10 protein-coding genes and 1 riboswitch are annotated in these 16,128 nt (G+C 46.4%); of the genes, 3 read left to right on the top strand and 7 right to left on the bottom strand.

Annotation, left to right across the window (positions count from 1 at the left end; genetic code table 11):
• Window positions 1-13: 13 nt before the first annotated feature.
• Entirely contained in the window at window positions 14-337 is a 324-nt protein-coding gene (locus P22_RS16895) for a hypothetical protein (protein ID WP_054261409.1), read from the bottom strand.
• A 12-nt stretch (window positions 338-349) separates the two neighbouring features.
• Entirely contained in the window at window positions 350-2,620 is a 2,271-nt protein-coding gene (locus tag P22_RS16890; protein WP_054261408.1) for a TonB-dependent receptor, read from the bottom strand.
• A 350-nt stretch (window positions 2,621-2,970) separates the two neighbouring features.
• Here P22_RS16890 and P22_RS16885 point away from each other — a divergent pair, with 350 nt between their 5' ends.
• A complete protein-coding gene (locus tag P22_RS16885; protein WP_054261407.1) occupies window positions 2,971-3,807 on the top strand; it encodes an AraC family transcriptional regulator in 837 nt (278 codons plus the stop codon).
• A gap of 386 nt (window positions 3,808-4,193) precedes the next feature.
• Window positions 4,194-7,118 carry an insulinase family protein gene (locus P22_RS16880; RefSeq protein WP_054261406.1) on the top strand — a complete coding sequence of 975 codons (2,925 nt, stop codon included), beginning with the start codon at window positions 4,194-4,196 and terminating at the stop codon, window positions 7,116-7,118.
• 58 nt (window positions 7,119-7,176) lie between these two features.
• Here P22_RS16880 and gnd read toward each other — a convergent pair whose 3' ends face one another.
• Genes gnd through zwf form a run of 3 tightly spaced genes read right to left on the bottom strand, consistent with a single transcriptional unit; the run spans window position 7,177 to window position 10,883 of the window.
• On the bottom strand, window positions 7,177-8,604 hold the full coding sequence (gene gnd / locus P22_RS16875) for a decarboxylating NADP(+)-dependent phosphogluconate dehydrogenase (protein WP_054261405.1): 1,428 nt from the start codon (window positions 8,602-8,604) through the stop codon (window positions 7,177-7,179).
• Between the two features lie 35 nt (window positions 8,605-8,639).
• On the bottom strand, window positions 8,640-9,365 hold the full coding sequence (gene pgl, locus P22_RS16870) for a 6-phosphogluconolactonase (RefSeq protein WP_054261404.1): 726 nt from the start codon (window positions 9,363-9,365) through the stop codon (window positions 8,640-8,642).
• Window positions 9,366-9,371: 6 nt separating this feature from the next.
• Entirely contained in the window at window positions 9,372-10,883 is a 1,512-nt protein-coding gene (gene zwf, locus P22_RS16865) for a glucose-6-phosphate dehydrogenase (protein ID WP_054261403.1), read from the bottom strand.
• A 545-nt stretch (window positions 10,884-11,428) separates the two neighbouring features.
• Window positions 11,429-11,530: riboswitch (glycine riboswitch) on the top strand.
• 129 nt (window positions 11,531-11,659) lie between these two features.
• Here zwf and P22_RS16860 point away from each other — a divergent pair.
• Window positions 11,660-12,826, top strand: a complete 1,167-nt coding sequence (locus P22_RS16860; protein WP_054261402.1) for an ABC transporter substrate-binding protein — start codon at window positions 11,660-11,662, stop codon at window positions 12,824-12,826.
• Between the two features lie 64 nt (window positions 12,827-12,890).
• Here the strand turns inward: P22_RS16860 and P22_RS16855 are convergent, their stop codons facing one another.
• Entirely contained in the window at window positions 12,891-14,045 is a 1,155-nt protein-coding gene (locus tag P22_RS16855; RefSeq protein WP_054261401.1) for an N-acyl amino acid synthase FeeM domain-containing protein, read from the bottom strand.
• 229 nt (window positions 14,046-14,274) lie between these two features.
• Window positions 14,275-15,939: a PAS domain-containing sensor histidine kinase gene (locus P22_RS16850; protein ID WP_054261400.1), complete on the bottom strand. Its 1,665-nt coding sequence runs from the start codon at window positions 15,937-15,939 to the stop codon at window positions 14,275-14,277.
• Window positions 15,940-16,128: the final 189 nt, after the last annotated feature.

Here is a 16,128-nt window from a genome sequence, read left to right as displayed (position 1 = left end):
CCTTGAAGTTCCTTTAGTTTACCCAGGCAGCAAGCAGTGCCAGCATGCTGAAGAGCAGCGAGGCGGCCAGCAGATCACGCCAGGCGCGCTGGGCGGAAGGCGCGGCAAAAGCCCAGAGGACTGCTGCCGGGTAGACGAGGGCAGGAAATAACATACTGAAAAAAAAGACCTCGGCTTTCGGCCAGGTCAGCAGCAGGGCCAAAGCCGCCAGAAAGCTGGAGGTCAGCACATAGCCGCCGAAGACGGCGGCTGCTATGCGCAAGATCGTTTGAGTCGTTTTATCGGTTCCGGCTAACAGTTCCTTGAGACGGCGGGCAGCATCCAGCGCAGTATTCATGAGCAGTACCTCTTATAACTGCATGGTTGCCGATAATTTAAAGGTGCGGGGCCCGCCCAGCGTGACATAATTCTCATTGAAGCTACCTGCCCAGTAATGCTTGTCAAATACATTTTCCACACTAAACCGGTAGGTGACCGGAGTCTTATTAATGACGGTTTTGTAGCGGGCGCCGATATCATAGCGTACCCAGCTTGGGATTTTTACAGTGTTTGCATTATTAATATACTGGGAACCGGTATATACTGCCAGCAGAGACAGGGTTAAATCCTTATTCCACGGCGTGTCCCACTCTACACCGGCATTCATTGTCCATCGGGGGACGCCAAACGGGGTATTTCCATTATTGGCGCTTGTAGCGGAACGGACCAGCTCGCCATGTGTATAGGCAATGCCGCCTAACAGACGGAGGTTTTTCGCTACGCTGCCGAAGGTGTTCCATTCAACGCCGCGGTTTTTCTGTTCGCCGTCATAGGAATAATAATTATCATCCGAAGTCGTAGCGCTTGGCATTTTGATTTGGAAGAGGGCCAGTGTATTGGAGAAATTTCCCTTATCCCACTTAACGCCGATTTCCTGCTGTTTGGTTTTATAGGGCGCTAATACATCATTGGCGTTGGCATACTTTGTGTCAACCACAGTTCCCGGTGAAAGTGCTTCAATATAATTGGCGTAGAATGCAATTGAATCTCCCCACGGTTTGACTACAAGACCGACCATTGGTGTAGTGGCATCGGAATCGTAGGTGGTGGTTGAAGTCGGTGTTCCAGTGGCGTTGCTAGCAGCGTATTTATAGCTTGTCTGCTTCACATTTTGCTGCCTTACCCCTAACGTTAACTGTACTTTATCTTCATCAAAGGAAAGCGTATCGGCCAAAAGATAACTGGAAAGCTTTGTAACGAGTGTTTTATTCCCCTTAGCCGGCGACGATACGCTATTATAGTAGCTGGCAAGTGAGATCGGGTCATCAAGGTCGGTCGCAAGACCGTACCAGTTGGCGGTGGGGTGGTAGGAATTAAAGGCATTGGAATAATCCGTATCCTGGAAGCTTGCGCCTAAAACAAGCTGATGTTTTACCGTACCGGTCTGGTAGGTACCGCGCAGCCCGAAATCGGAGGACGTGGTGTCGGTCCAGAAGTATTGCTTGAAGAGATTCCGGATATAGGCTGTTCCATCGGTGTTGAGCTGAACATGATTGCCGTTGATGAAGCCGGTGGCCCTGGCTGACAACGTACCGATGCCGGCATAGGCGGTTAAATTATCCTGAATATCATATTCGCCCTTAAACAGGACACCGTTATTCCGTATCGTGCCTGACGTGCCTTTATACGCATTGATTGAGCCGTCTGGAGCTTTTACGTAACCGGATTTGAGGTAATAATTGGAAATCGACCCGTTGTCATAACTTTCTTGTGAGCCATAGGCATCCAGGGATAGGCGCCACTTGTCCTTGTTGTAGTCCACACCCAGGGCGCCCAGCAGCCTTTTTTTGGACGAGCCGTCGACTTCGGTGTCACCGTCCGCATAGACGCCGTTGAAACGGACACCCCATTCTTTATTTTCACCAAACCTGCGGCCGATATCAATATGGCCGCCCAAGTGAGAGGAGGAAGTGTAGTCAGTGGAGAAAGTAGTGATGTCCTCCTCGCCGGCGCGTTTAGGCACCAGGTTGATGGCGCCACCCACCGAAGTGTTCACACCGCCGTAAAGGAAGGAGGTGGGACCTTTAAGCACCTCCACCCGTTCCAGAAATTCAACCGGAACATGGTAGTACGGCGCCAAACCCTGCATGCCGTTGAAATAGAGATACTGATAATTTACCTCTAAACCGCGGATCGTATAGTTTTCATTGCTGTGACCGGCAGAGGTGGCATACCGGACGGAAGGGTCGCTGATGAGCACATCGTACAGTGTATCGGCCTGCTTGTCTTCCATAGTCTGGGCGGTATAGCTGGTCACATTAAACGGTGTATCCATAAAGTCCTTATTGCCCAGGACACCAATATTAGCCCCGCGGGCCACCTGGCCGCCGGTGTAGGCCGGGGGCAGAGAACTTGCCCGGTTACGGTTTGCGGTCACTTCGATCCCTTCCAGGGTAAAGTCGTATTGGCCGGTTGCTGTTTCAGCGGCAGCGGCCTGCTCTTCGGCAGTTTGTCCGGCTGCAGCGGCAGGCTCCTTGGCTTCCTCGGCGTAGCCGAGTATAGGCGCATGCCAGAAAAGACTGCTGCCAATCAGGGCATATAACAGTCTTTTTTTAGTAGGGGACATTTTTTTCCTCTTCATTCTGTTTGGGCTCCTTTACATGTCTTATCATGGATAATAACTCTCATGGCAGGATAGTTATAATTGCTAATCATTGTAAATGAGAATTAATATCAATTATTATTTATTAGAATAACAAAGAGCAGGCAGCGGAGTAAATGGACATATTTCTGAAGAAGCCTAGACTTTTTTCAAATGGTTTAATTGTAAGGGGTTTTTTGGTGGAAAATATTACGAACTTTACTTAAGGAAGATGATTGACAGGAATTGATTGCAAAAACTATAATATTTATATTGATACTGATTATCAATATAAATATTATAGTCAACACTTAGGTGCGAGTAAAGTACAGGAAAGAGGAGGGTTCCTGATGAATGTCAATGTGGATATCAACGAACTGGCTAGCTATTACGCTAACATACATGTTACCTTTATTGATATTGTCAGAGTAGTTATGCCTCCAGGAAGAAGAAATTTCGGCGCACATACTCCCCCGGTTTCAGGACTGATTTTTCCCTTGCGGGGACGGGCCCGGATGGTTTTTGACGGTGTTTCCTATGAAATGGAATACGGGAAAATTTTTTATGCCGGTCCGAATATGTCGCTGGAGAAAGAAGTGATGGGGGAGTCGGAGTGGGAGTTTATGGTCATCCATTACCGGGCTGTCGGCGAGGACAAGGGAGTTTTGCCGTACGGCCTGGCTCATTTTCAACTGGAGACCGGTTATAATACGCATATTAACGATCTGTTGCAGCGGCTGCACAATTGCTGCACAAAGCCGGGGAGCATACCGGAATTAAAGGCTAAATCCCTGTTCTTTACCATTCTGAATGAAATCCTGATGAGCGCCGGCAACCGTCGCAATGACAGCGGCCAAAAAATTGTAGAGCAGGCGGTCGCTTACATCAATAGCTACTACATGGAACCGCTGACTGTACCCCAAATTGCCGCTCAATACGGTTTGACCAGCAAGCAGTTTGCCTATCTGTTTCAAAAGTACACGGCCATGGGACCCAATGAGTATTTGATTACCTGCCGGGTTCGCCGTGCCAGGGAACTGCTGTGCAGCACAGAGTGCTCTGTTGCGGAAATTTCAGCCTGCGTCGGCTATTCCGATCCCTACTATTTTAGCAAGCTGTTTAAGAAACGCACCGGTTTTTCTCCCAGCACCCTGCAGCGCTGCCTGGGGAAGAAACAGTTAAAGTAAGGCAGTTAAACAAAAATTAAAAATGCGGGGACGGTTCTTTCGCTTCTGACAAAGGTGCCTGTTTTGGTGATACAAGAGATATAATTTTCGATGTATGAATTTGCCAGGGGACAGTTTAGGGGCCAGTACTGCTATTTGCTGCAGAAAAGGGAATATATAAGCTGGGAGAAGGATTTTCGGCGATAAAATATAAATTAGTATTAATGACCAAATATCCGGCTAAAAGCATTAAGGGCGTTGGGGAGGAAAGGGGGCGGCGGATATCTGCGTTAAAAAGTGAAATAATTTTTCGCTTTTCTTGGAAACAATATAAACGCTTTGTCCGTAGCCAAATAATTTACCATATCATATATTGGCAATAAATCAACTGGAAAAGAGGTAGAGCTATGCAATGGAAAATAGGTAAAGTTTATAATGGGTTTCGTTTGGAAGAACAAACAGAAGTACCTGATATACAGTCTGCTGCAAAGATTTTTTATCATGAAAAAAGTGGTGCCCGGTTGTTATATTTGGAAAATGAGGATGACAATAAGGTGTTTTCGGTTACTTTTCGCACTCCGCCGGCGGATAGTACCGGGGTTGCCCACATTGTGGAACACTCCGTCCTATGCGGATCGCGCCAGTTTCCGCTGAAAGAGCCGTTTGTCGAATTGGTGAAAGGTTCCCTGAATACTTACTTGAATGCCATGACCTTTCCCGATAAAACGATGTATCCGGTGGCCAGCCGCAATCAGAAGGATTTTCGCAATCTGATGAATGTTTATCTGGATGCCGTTTTCTACCCGAATATCTATAAGTCGCCGGAAACCCTGATGCAGGAGGGATGGCATTATGAACTGGAGGATAAAGACGGTGAAATTATCTATAAAGGCGTCGTTTATAATGAAATGAAGGGGGTTTTCTCCTCGCCGGATGCCATTTTGGATGGAAAAGTGATGGCAACGCTGTTTCCGGATACTGCCTATGGCTTTGAGTCGGGCGGTGACCCGGACGTGATTCCGGAGCTGACGCAGGAGAAATTCCTGGCCTTTCACCGGCAATACTACCATCCGTCCAATGCGTACATATTCTTATATGGCGATATGGATATTCTGGATCAGCTGCAATTTTTGCACGAGGAATATTTAAGCCATTTTGATAAAATTACGGTAGCTTCGGATATTGCGTTACAGAAACCGTTTGCCAGCGAGGTGGAAAAGGTATTCCCTTATCCGGTGGGGCCGGATGAAAGCACAGAAGATAAAACTTATCTGAGTATGAATTTTGTCGTCGGCAAAACGACCGATGCCGAGCTGGCGCTGGCCTTTGAAATCCTTACCTATATCCTTCTTGAAACATCGGCCGCCCCCTTAAAAAAGGTCTTGGTAGCGGCCGGAATCGGCAAAGATGTCAGCGGCAGCTTTGAACGAAGTCTGCTGCAGCCCACAATGGGGATTACTGTAAGCGGCACGAATGAAAGCGAAAAAGAACGGTTTCGTCAGATCGTGGAACAGGAGTTGAAGCGGCTGGTCGCAGAAGGCATTGATAAAAAGCTGATCGAGTCGGCAATCAGCATTTTTGAGTTTACTTACCGGGAAGCCAATTTCGGTTCGCGTCCGAAAGGCCTGATCTACAATATCAAATGCATGGAAAGCTGGCTGTATGATAAAAACCCGCTGATCCATTTTCAATATACGGATCTTTTAAATAAAATAAAAGATGCTTTACACAGTAAATATTTTGAGCAGATGATACAAACCTATCTTCTGCAAAACAAACATCAGGCCCTGATCGTTCTGCGGCCGGAACCGGGGCTGGCGGCTGAACGTGACCGGCTATTGCGTGAAGAATTGGCCCAATATAAAGCTTCCTTATCGCCGGATGAAATTGATGTGCTGATTAAGCAGACCGGGAAGTTGAAACAGCTTCAGCAAGCGACGGACTCGGCAGAAGCGCTGGCTACTATCCCGCTGTTGGCCATTAAGGATATTGAAGCGAAAAGTGAAGAACTGCCGCTGGTTCAAAAGAGTGAACAGGGCGTTCCGGTATTATTTCATCCGCTGCCGACTAACGGCATCAGCTATGTAAATTTGTACTTTGATGTGCACAGTGTGCCGCAAACTCACTTGCCCTACGTATACCTGTTGACCGAACTGTTGGGTAAGGTCTCCACTGCACAGTATGATTACACCGATCTGGCCAGTGAAATCAATCTGCAGACAGGGGGAATTACCTACCGGGCGGCTGCTTATTCCGACCAGCATAACGAGGCTGCCTTTTCGCCCAAACTGATTATTAAGGGCAAGTCGCTGGTGAAGAAATTGCCGCAGATGTTCTCCCTCCTGGCGCAAATTGCAACGGCCAGCAAGTTTGATGATCAAAAACGGATGGAGGAACTCATTAAAGAAATTAAAGCCAAATGGGATAATAACCTGTTTCGCCGCGGGCAGGAAATTGTGGCCAGCCGGGTATTAGCGTATTTTTCCTCCAGTGCTCAGTTTAACGAAGCCGGTATGTTAAGCTTTTATAATTTCATTACCGATCTGGAAAGGAACTTTTCTCATAAAGCGGCTGAAATCGCTGAAAATCTGGAGTTTGTTATCAAACAGTTATGCAACAAGCATAATTTGTTAGTAAGCGTAACCGCCCAGGAAAAGGACTATCCGGCTTTCCAGCAGGCTTTTGGTGAATTCTATTCTTGTCTGGCGGCTGAAAAGCCAAGACGTGAGGCTTTTACATTTACCCTTAATAAACAGAATGAGGGAATTATGACTGCCGGTAAAGTACAATATGTGGCCAAGGCAGCTAATTTCCGTCAGCTGGGTTATGATTACAAGGGCAGTTTTAAGGTGCTGGAAACCATCCTGCGGTATGATTATCTGTGGACACGGGTGCGTGTTCAGGGGGGCGCTTATGGTGGTTTTGCCAGTTTCGAGCGAAACGGCAATATGGTTTTTGGTTCCTACCGCGATCCCAACCTGAGAGAAACCGTCAAGGTGTATGACGAAACAGCTCAGTATTTGCAGTCTTTTTGTGCCGATGACCGGGAAATGACCAAATATATCATCGGTACCATCAGCCGGGTGGATACGCCGCTGCATGTATCGCAAAAGGGCGAACAGGCGACTATTTACTATCTGCGGAAGATTTCACAGACGGATATTCAAAAAGAACGGGACGAAATCCTTGCTGTGTCCGCTCAGGATATCTGCAATCTGGCAGAGGTCATTGATAAGGCTATGCAGGCCAATTACCTTTGCGTACTGGGCAGTGAGCAAAAGATCCGGTCGGAAGAAGAACTGTTTCTGAATCTTGTTCAGGTGGGTCAATAGACACGAAAAAAAGCTGGCAGGGGATGAATCCGCCTGTCAGCTTTTTTGGTGCCGAATGTTATTTGTTTTTATCCGTTTTCAGCCATTCGGTGTGAAAACTGCCGGGCCGGTCAATGCGTTCGTAGGTATGGGCGCCGAAATAGTCGCGTTGCGCCTGCAGCAGATTGGCCGGCAATACGGTCTGGCGGTAGCTGTCATAATAGTCTAATGAAGCGCTAAAAGCCGGTGTGGGGATGCCTAGTTCTTTGCAGGTGCTGATCACCAGCCGCCAGTTGTCCTGAACGCGGGCTAAGATGTTACGGAAGTACGGTGACAGGAGAAGATTTGGCAATGCGGGGTTGGCAGTAAAAGCTTCCTTGATCCGGTCTAAAAATTGTGCCCGGATAATGCAGCCGCCGCGCCAGAGCAGGGCTATATCCCCATAATTTAACTTCCAGCCGTAAGTTTCACTGGCTGCTTTCAGCAGGGCAAAACCCTGGGCGTAAGAACAAATTTTGGATGCATAGAGGGCGTCATGGATGGCATCAAGCAAGGCGTGTCGGTCGCCAAGGTAATGAATTTCCGGACCTGGCAGTAATTTAGCGGCTTCCTGTCTCTCTTCTTTATAGGCCGACATGCAGCGGGCAAACACGGCTTCGGTGATGGTGGGGACGGCAACCCCCAATTCCAGAGCGCTTTGTGAAGTCCATTTACCGGTTCCTTTTTGGCCGGCTTTATCGAGTATCAGATCAATCAGCGGTTTCCCGGTGAGTTCATCTTTTTGCAAAAAGATGTCTCTGGTGATTTCGATTAAATAGGAATTCAAGTCCCCCTCATTCCAAATGGAAAATACTTCATGCAATTTTTCAGCCTTTAGATTCAGCACTTTTTTAAGGATATAGTAGGCTTCGCTGATTAATTGCATATCACCGTATTCGATGCCGTTATGCACCATTTTTACATAATGCCCGGCTCCGTCCGGCCCCACGTAAGCGCAGCAGGGGCCATCCGCCACCTGGGCGGCGATGGTGGTGAAAATGGGTTCAATTTCACGGTAGGCGGACCTGTCGCCACCGGGCATGAGACTGGGGCCATGCAGTGCGCCTTCTTCGCCGCCGGATACACCCATGCCGACGAAACGGACACCTTTTTTGGCCAACTGTGTAAAACGCCGCTGGCTGTCGGCGAAGAACGAGTTGCCCCCGTCAATCAAAATATCGCCTGGCTCCAGATAGGGCAGCAGTTCGTCAATCATGGCATCAACCGCTTCTCCAGCCTTGACCATCAACATAATCTTCCGGGGTTTTGACAGCATGGCAACCAATTGTTCAGCTGAGTGAGCTCCGCCGACAGGGATTCCCGGCGGCTGGCTGGAGAGAAAATCATCTACTTTGCTGATGGTTCGGTTATAAACAGCAACTGAAAATCCCTTACCTGCCATGTTCAGGACCAGATTTTGCCCCATTACAGCCAAGCCGATGACACCGATAGCATAGTGTTTTGACATGATGAATCCTCCTTACCGAACAATATCGTTTTGGACTATTTTGGTGATTCCAGACAGGCGGCAGCCGCCTGATCAAGCAGCCAGGTGAGCTGCCCGTTAACCGGGGAGATTTTTTGCGCCGGATAAGAGACAGCCGAGCCGTTTCCTTCCATAATTTGCCGGACGATGCCGGCTTTGTTGCTTCCTGTTACTAAAAAACAGATGCTGGCTGCCTGGTTGATAACCGGGTATGTTAATGTAACCCGTTCCGGTCCGCCGCTTAGTGGGCGGGCGGAGCAAACCCAGCGGGTTTGCTCCTTTAAGACTTTATTTCCCGGGAAAAGGGAGGCTGTATGCCCATCTTCACCCAGTCCCAGCAGCACCAGATCAAAAACGGGCAGGTCAGGAAAAAGTTTGTGCAGGGTAGTTTCATATTGTCTGGCGGCGGCATCAGCCGACTCGGCAAAAGGAATGGGAAAAATATTGCCGGCCGGAATAGGGATATGATCGAGCAAGGCTTTCCGGGTCATATTTTGATTGCTGAGCGCATCACCGGCTGGGACATGGCGTTCATCCCCCCAGAAAATGAGAACTTTCTCCCAGTTGATCCGGTCCCGCCAAAACGGTTTGGCCAGCTCTTCATATAATTGACGCGGGGTCGAACCACCGGAGAGCGCAACCCGGAAATCCCCCCTTTTACTGATGGCAGTTAAGGCCTGACTGGTAAATAGCTCGGCAGCAGCTAAACATAACTCTCTGGGATCGGCGTAAACGTTAATCATCGTCCATCATCCTCTCTTGGGCTCCAGGCAGACCGGTGACAGCCAGGTGCGACGGTCCTGGGCGATCAAATGTTCCGCTTCCGGCGGTCCCCATTGTCCGGGTTGATAGTTAGGAAAGTTCAACTCCTGATTGTTTTGCCAGACTTCCAGTATGGGTGTGAGAACCGCCCAGGCCGCTTCCACCTGATCGGCGCGCATAAACAGCGCAGGATCGTTGCGCATAATATCAACAAGCAGGGTTTCGTAGGCATCAGGTGATTCGGTATGGAAGACTTCCCGATAGGAATAATGCATGTCGACCTGTTTAAGTTTCATGCCCAAGCCCGGTTCTTTGGCCTGGGTGCGCAGTACTATGCCCTCATTAGGCTCGATTTGGATAACCAGACGGTTGGGCTGAAATAACTGTGTATTGAGATGAGAAAAGGGATGGTGCGGCACCGGCCGGAATTGCAGCGATATTTCGGAGACGCGGGCCGGCATCCGTTTGCCTGTACGCAAGTAAAAAGGTACGCCCTGCCAGCGCCAGTTGTCGATAAACAGCTTCAAGGCGGCGAATGTTTCGGTGTTGGAAGCGGCGCGTACGCCGACTTCCATCCGGTAAGAGGGAACCCTTTTGCCGTCCAGAACCCCTTCGCCGTATTGTCCGCGGACAGCGTAGCGTGGGACTTCTTCCTGGGATATCAAGCGAATGGCATGCATGACATCAACTTTTTTGTTGCGGATTTCGTCTGCATGGAAAGAGGTAGGCGGTTCCATGGCCATAAAACACAATAGCTGCATAAGATGGTTCTGCATCATATCCCGGAGGGCTCCGGCGGTTTCGTAGTAGCCGCCGCGACGGCCAATACCGATTTGTTCGGCTACGGTGATCTGAATATGGTCGATGAAGTTGCGGTTCCAGATCGGTTCCCATACTGCGTTGCCGAACCGGAAGGCTAAAATGTTCTGCACCGTTTCTTTGCCAAGGTAATGGTCGATGCGGTAGATTTGCCGTTCTTCAAAAGCCTGTGTCAACTGGTTGTTGAGTTTACGGGCCGACAGCAGGTCGCGGCCAAAGGGTTTTTCAATTACAATCCGGTAGCGGACATCACCGCGCAGATTGGAGAATTGGCCTAGCTGGTTAATGATTAGGGGGAACAGATTGGGCGGGGTGGCCAGGTAAAATATAATATTAGGCGGGGTACTCCAGGTTTCATCCGGCAGACCGATGAGTTTATGGTAGAGGGCCGGATCATCATACTCGGCCTGCATATAGCGTATGTTACCGGCAAATTCATTCCACTGTTCGTCATTCGGCATGCCGCGGCGGGAGTATTTTTCCACTCCTGAACGCAGATGGTCACGAAAGGCCTCGTCGCTGAAGCCGGTGCGGGAAACACCAAGAATGGCGTACTGGGATGGAAGAAAATCATCCAGAAACAAGTTATACAGCGCCGGAAGAACCTTACGGGCGGTTAAGTCGCCGGATGCGCCAAAAATAACAATGATGACCGGGTCTACATTTCGCTCTCTGCCCATGCTATCAACTCCTTTGCCTAGTACCTTAACCACATTATAATGTAAGCTTGATGACGGTCAAAATGGTAAATTACTGCGTCAGCGCCTCCTAGCAGACCCTTTCCGTATGCGTCGTCGTCGCTTCCTTATCCTTACTATTTTGCCTCGTCTTAAAATTAAAGTCCAACATGGTCAAGACACTGGTATATACGATTGGCTGCCAGTTAAGACTAGCCGTTTGTATGTAAAGATTTTATCCTTTGAGTGTATCGTATCACGAAAAAACATTAATTTCAATTTTTATCCATTATTTTTAAAGAAGGCTTTTTATTTAGTAACCGGTCATAGGCATGTGTGTTGGCTATTGGCGCGGATGGTGTCAGGTATGTACTGAAGGTAGTATGATTTAAAAACGGATGAATAAAAAAATATATGAATTAAGTATTGACAATACCCTGGAATCGGTATTATTATATATAACTGTATTGTAATTTAATATGTATCCATATGAAGTTTGCGAAACATTGCCAGATGCAGTTTGTATTTTTCCGGTAATTATCGCAAAGTGATGGAACTCTGGAGAGCCCCTGTAACAGATACAGGGCGCCGAAGGGGCAAACCGGTTGTCAGCCGGTGAAACTCTCAGGCAAAAGGACAGAGCAGGCATTTTGGTTTTATCGCCGGTTCGATGCCTTGTGGTGTTCTTCAGAGTCAAATCTATGATTTGACTCTTTTATTTTATGATTCATAGCAGGGAATCATAAAAGAATTTTTAAGAACAAAGGGGAGAGTTTAACATGAATTTCAAAGGTTGGCGGTTGTTGGCTGTAATGCTGGCATTAGTTATTCTGGCAGGTGCTTTTGCCGGCTGCGGCGGTGCCAAATCCGATGATATCAAAATCGGGGTATTAAATGAACTGACCGGTGGCAACGCGACACTGGGCACTTCGGCGGCAAATGGAGCTGCCATGGCAATTAAAGAAGCCAATGCCAAAGGCGGTGTGCTTGGAAAACAAATACAGGCGGTGATTGCCGACAATAAGAGCGAGCCGTCCGAGTCGGCCAATGCCATGACGAAGTTGACGACCCAGGATCAGGTGGTTGCGGTTACCGGCATATTTGCCAGCTCAAATGCAATTGCCGCTTCCAGCGTGGCTGAATCCAGCCAGATTCCTTTTCTGGCTGTCGGTGCGACCAATCCCAAAGTTACTGTTGACGAAGAATCGGGAAAGGTGAAGGAGTACACTTTCCGTGTTTGTTTTATTGATCCTTTTCAAGGGACTGTCGGTGCCAACTTTGTTTTAAATACCTTAAAGCTGCATCAGGCGGCCATTTTGGTTGACAGCAGCAGTGATTACAGCAAAGGACTGTCGGCGTTCTTTAAGGAGGCGTTCACTAAAGGTGGCGGCAGTATTTTGGCGGAAGAAGCTTATCTGCAGAAAGACCAGGATTTTAAAACCATTTTAACAAAGATCAAAGCATTGAACCCGGAAGTGATTTATGTTCCCGGTTATTATGAGGAAGTCGGCAAGATCGTGAAACAAGCCCGTGAACTGGGCATTACGGTACCCATTGTCGGCGGTGACGGCTGGGATTCGCCCAAACTGGTGGAAGTAGCAACTCCTGCCGCGTTAAACAATACGTATTTTACCAATCATTACTCTGTAGAAGATACCAGCCCGGCTTCACAGGCCTTTGTGGAAGCCTATAAGAAGGAATATGGCCAGGTACCGGATGCTATCGCAGTCCTTGGTTATGATGCAGCCAACATTCTGATTGACGCCATCAAACGGGCCAATAGCACCGAGCCGGCTAAAATACGCGAGGCCTTGGCAGCAACGAAGGATTACCCGGCAATTACCGGGTCGACCACCTTCAACAGCACTCATGATGCGGTAAAAAGCGCTGTTATCATTGAAATGAAAGACGGTAAACAGATGTATAAGGCTACGGTTAAGCCGTAGTGGTTTCCAGGGAACAGCCCCGTTTTTAGCTTAATCGCTTAAAAACGGGGCTGTTTTCATAAGGTTATTTTTTTTGTCTCAACCGGTTACGGGCTAACTGTGTCAGATGATAGACAATTTTGTGGGCGATTTCCGGATAAGCATGGAAGAAGCGTTGAAAAGCCATTCCCGATAATACCAGTATGTCGGAGGGCTTGGTGGCAACGATGTCTTCCGTATGCTTGTTTTGTGCCGTCAGACCGTTGGCGCCGAAATGTTGTCCGGGCAAAGTATATTCTTTGGCCGGGTTTTGAAAGGTCTGCGATTTTAAGGTGCCGGAAATCAGAAGATTATAGGTGTAGCTGATTTCTCCCTGTGTGGTGATCAGATCACCGGCAGCGCAATGGATATAGCTGCTGCAAGAGTGCAGAAATTTTTTTGCCTCTGCATCCGAGAGAGCGCCTAATAAAGCAATTGCTTCTTTGGGAGAACGGCGTAGACGTTCGCAAAGTATGGACCATAGGTCTTCTTCCGTGATCAATTGACTGTTAATTACGCCGGATTGTCTGGTGAATTTGTTGTGAAACCATTCAATTGCCTGGTTGTTCAAATTGCTTCTTTTTCGTGCTATACGGTAAAGCGGGGAACGTACGTTGCGGAAGTGTTGGATGTCATCAGCAAGCATAACAAGTGGCAGTTGTAAGCCATAGCCTGGGAAAAAATAATTTTTTGTGTAACGATGGAATCCCATTTGCTCATAAAGACGGGCTAGGTGTAAATTGCAAATGCCAAATCCAAACTGTACTTGATTGGCGCAGCAATACTCATAGCATTTGCTAACCAAAAGATATAAGACAGGGGAACTTCTGTAGGCAGGAGCAACCATTAATTTTGTTAGGAAAGCAAATTGCTGGTCGGTCTCGTTAGGGCAATTTTGAAACGCAGACAGAAATAAATAATCTGTTACGATTTTAGGGAAGGTATGTAAAGTTCCAATATTGATCCGTGCTGTTCCTATAATTTCCGTTCCAGTTTGGGCGTATAGCAGAACAGCCCATTCATCCAGTTCATCCTGTAGTAACTTTCTACCATAATCTGCATCCATGATATTTTTTGACATTTCTTCGATATAGATTTGATAACGAAAATGATAGATTGCTTTTTTTTCTGCCAGAGAAGTGGCAATAAATACCTGTGTTGCATCTTTTTCACTGCTTGTTTTTACATCATAGTTTGTCATAATAGTCTCTCCTTTAGGTAGTTTTTTACAATAAAGAATTTGAAACTATAAATTCATCTTTAGCACCTCCTTTTTTTAGGGGATACGGAGAGAATAACGAAAATCCTCGAAAATAATGTAGAAAAATGAAAAGAAATGTAGATTTGATAAAAGCTTATAAAAACATAAAAAACCCTTTTTCAAGGAATGAGTTTTCCTTGAAAAAGGGTTTTAATGTTTTTTTATAATTTTATAATGTATAAGGAAAATATACAGACATAGTTGTTCCTTGGTCATTGGTAGAGACTCGGATACTAGCATGATGTCTGTGGGCTATTTGATAACAAATAGGGAGGCCTAAGCCTGTCCCGGTGTCCTTGGTTGTGAGAAAAGGCGTTCCCAGGTTGTCGAGCACATGGGAAGGAATTCCCGATCCATGATCTCTGATTGATAATACAATGTAGTTGTCCTCCCGAAAAGTGCGAAGTACCAAGTCGCCGCCGGAAGGCATGGCTTCGATTCCGTTACGAACCAGATTCAGCAATAACTGACGAATTTCATTTTCATCCAGCAGTAAGTCGGGAATTTCATTTAGTTCAAGTAGAACGTTAACTTTGAAGGAGGTAGCATCAGCCTGGATTAAAGGATATAATGCGTTAATAATATGATTTAGCGAGCTGGTTTTTAAATCAATTATTTTTTCACGGGACAAAGACAAGTATTCTCGGATTATAGAGTTGGCCCGATCAATTTCCTCTGTCATTAAATCAAATTTTTCTTTCTCAGGTCGATATTTTTCTTTTCTTGCTAGGATCTGTAAATAACCGCGAACGGTGGTTAATGGGTTTCTAATCTCATGGGCGACGGCTGCTGCCATGCTGCCCACCATATTCATCCGGTCAAACAAGGAAGACATTTGTTCCAGTTTTTTGCGTGTGGTGATATCACGAACGATGCCCTCCAAAGCTACAAAATTACCTTTGGCATCATAAATAGGGACACACTTTTGTTCAACCCAAAGAACGGAACTATCTTTACAGAGTAAGCGAAATGTTAATGGTAAAGTAGTAGAATCTGGTAATTTAGCGGTAAAACTATCCGTGAGAGATCGGTCATCGGGATGTATAATACTAGAAATTAGTGATTTATTACTGTAGAATTCTTCTGGAGTGTATCCGGTCACTAATGATACGGAAGGGCTTATATATTCCAATTGTTGTTTAGGGAGCAGTTGATAGTGGTAAATTATATCAATGGCATTTTCTGCTAATAACCGATATTGCATCTCTTTGTTAAGTAAATCTATTCTTGTTTTTTCAAAATAAAGTAATAAAGTACCAACAGCAATTGTCAGGCGCAGTATTCCGCCCAATGAATAGGCAAGGGGAAGAAAGGAGAACCCACCTATGGTAAAAGGGGCGGTCAGATTAAGAAGGCTCCATGATATGTATGAATAGCCGGTAATATGTCTTCCTAGTCCCTGCAAGTTAGTTTGGTGTAAAAATATAAAGCCTAGCCATATACCAACAAAACAGCATATATAAATTGGAAGCAAAAGTTTAAAGGTCAAAGACATTAAAAATGTATTTAATACGGTACTTATAGCAATCACGCCGATAGTTCCATATATCCACCATTTACTGAAGGGTTTGTTAATAAATATATGAGTACCCCATACAAACATTAGAACGCTGATAAAAATCATCAGTTGATAGATGGCTAGGCCTAGATCTGATTGTCTCCAGGGAAGTAGACCAGTGTCGAAAATAAGGTATCGTGAAAGGAGAATAAGCCAGCTTGCCGCCCAAATGCCCATGTAACGCTCGTGATATACCACATATAAATACATATATATTAAAATAATAGAAATGGTTCCAATGGAGGAGCCAACAACTGATAATTGAATAATGTCCATAAGATCTCCTGATAAGTTCGTTAATGAAACGAGTATTCTACAAAAATCATCAAAAAACCTTTTATTGGTTTTTTTGTTGCTTATTGTAATTACTTATCATTTTGCGATATATTCAAAGCGATGTTTTGTGTGTATAATTCGGGAAATACTATTCCATGTAGAGATATTTAACTGTTGGGAGGAGAGTGT

This window comes from Propionispora sp. 2/2-37 (genome assembly GCF_001298735.1).
Lineage (GTDB): Bacteria > Bacillota > Negativicutes > Propionisporales > Propionisporaceae > Propionispora.
The sequence above is the reverse complement of the archived record's forward strand: the minus strand, read 5'-3'. Positions and strand labels throughout refer to the sequence as shown.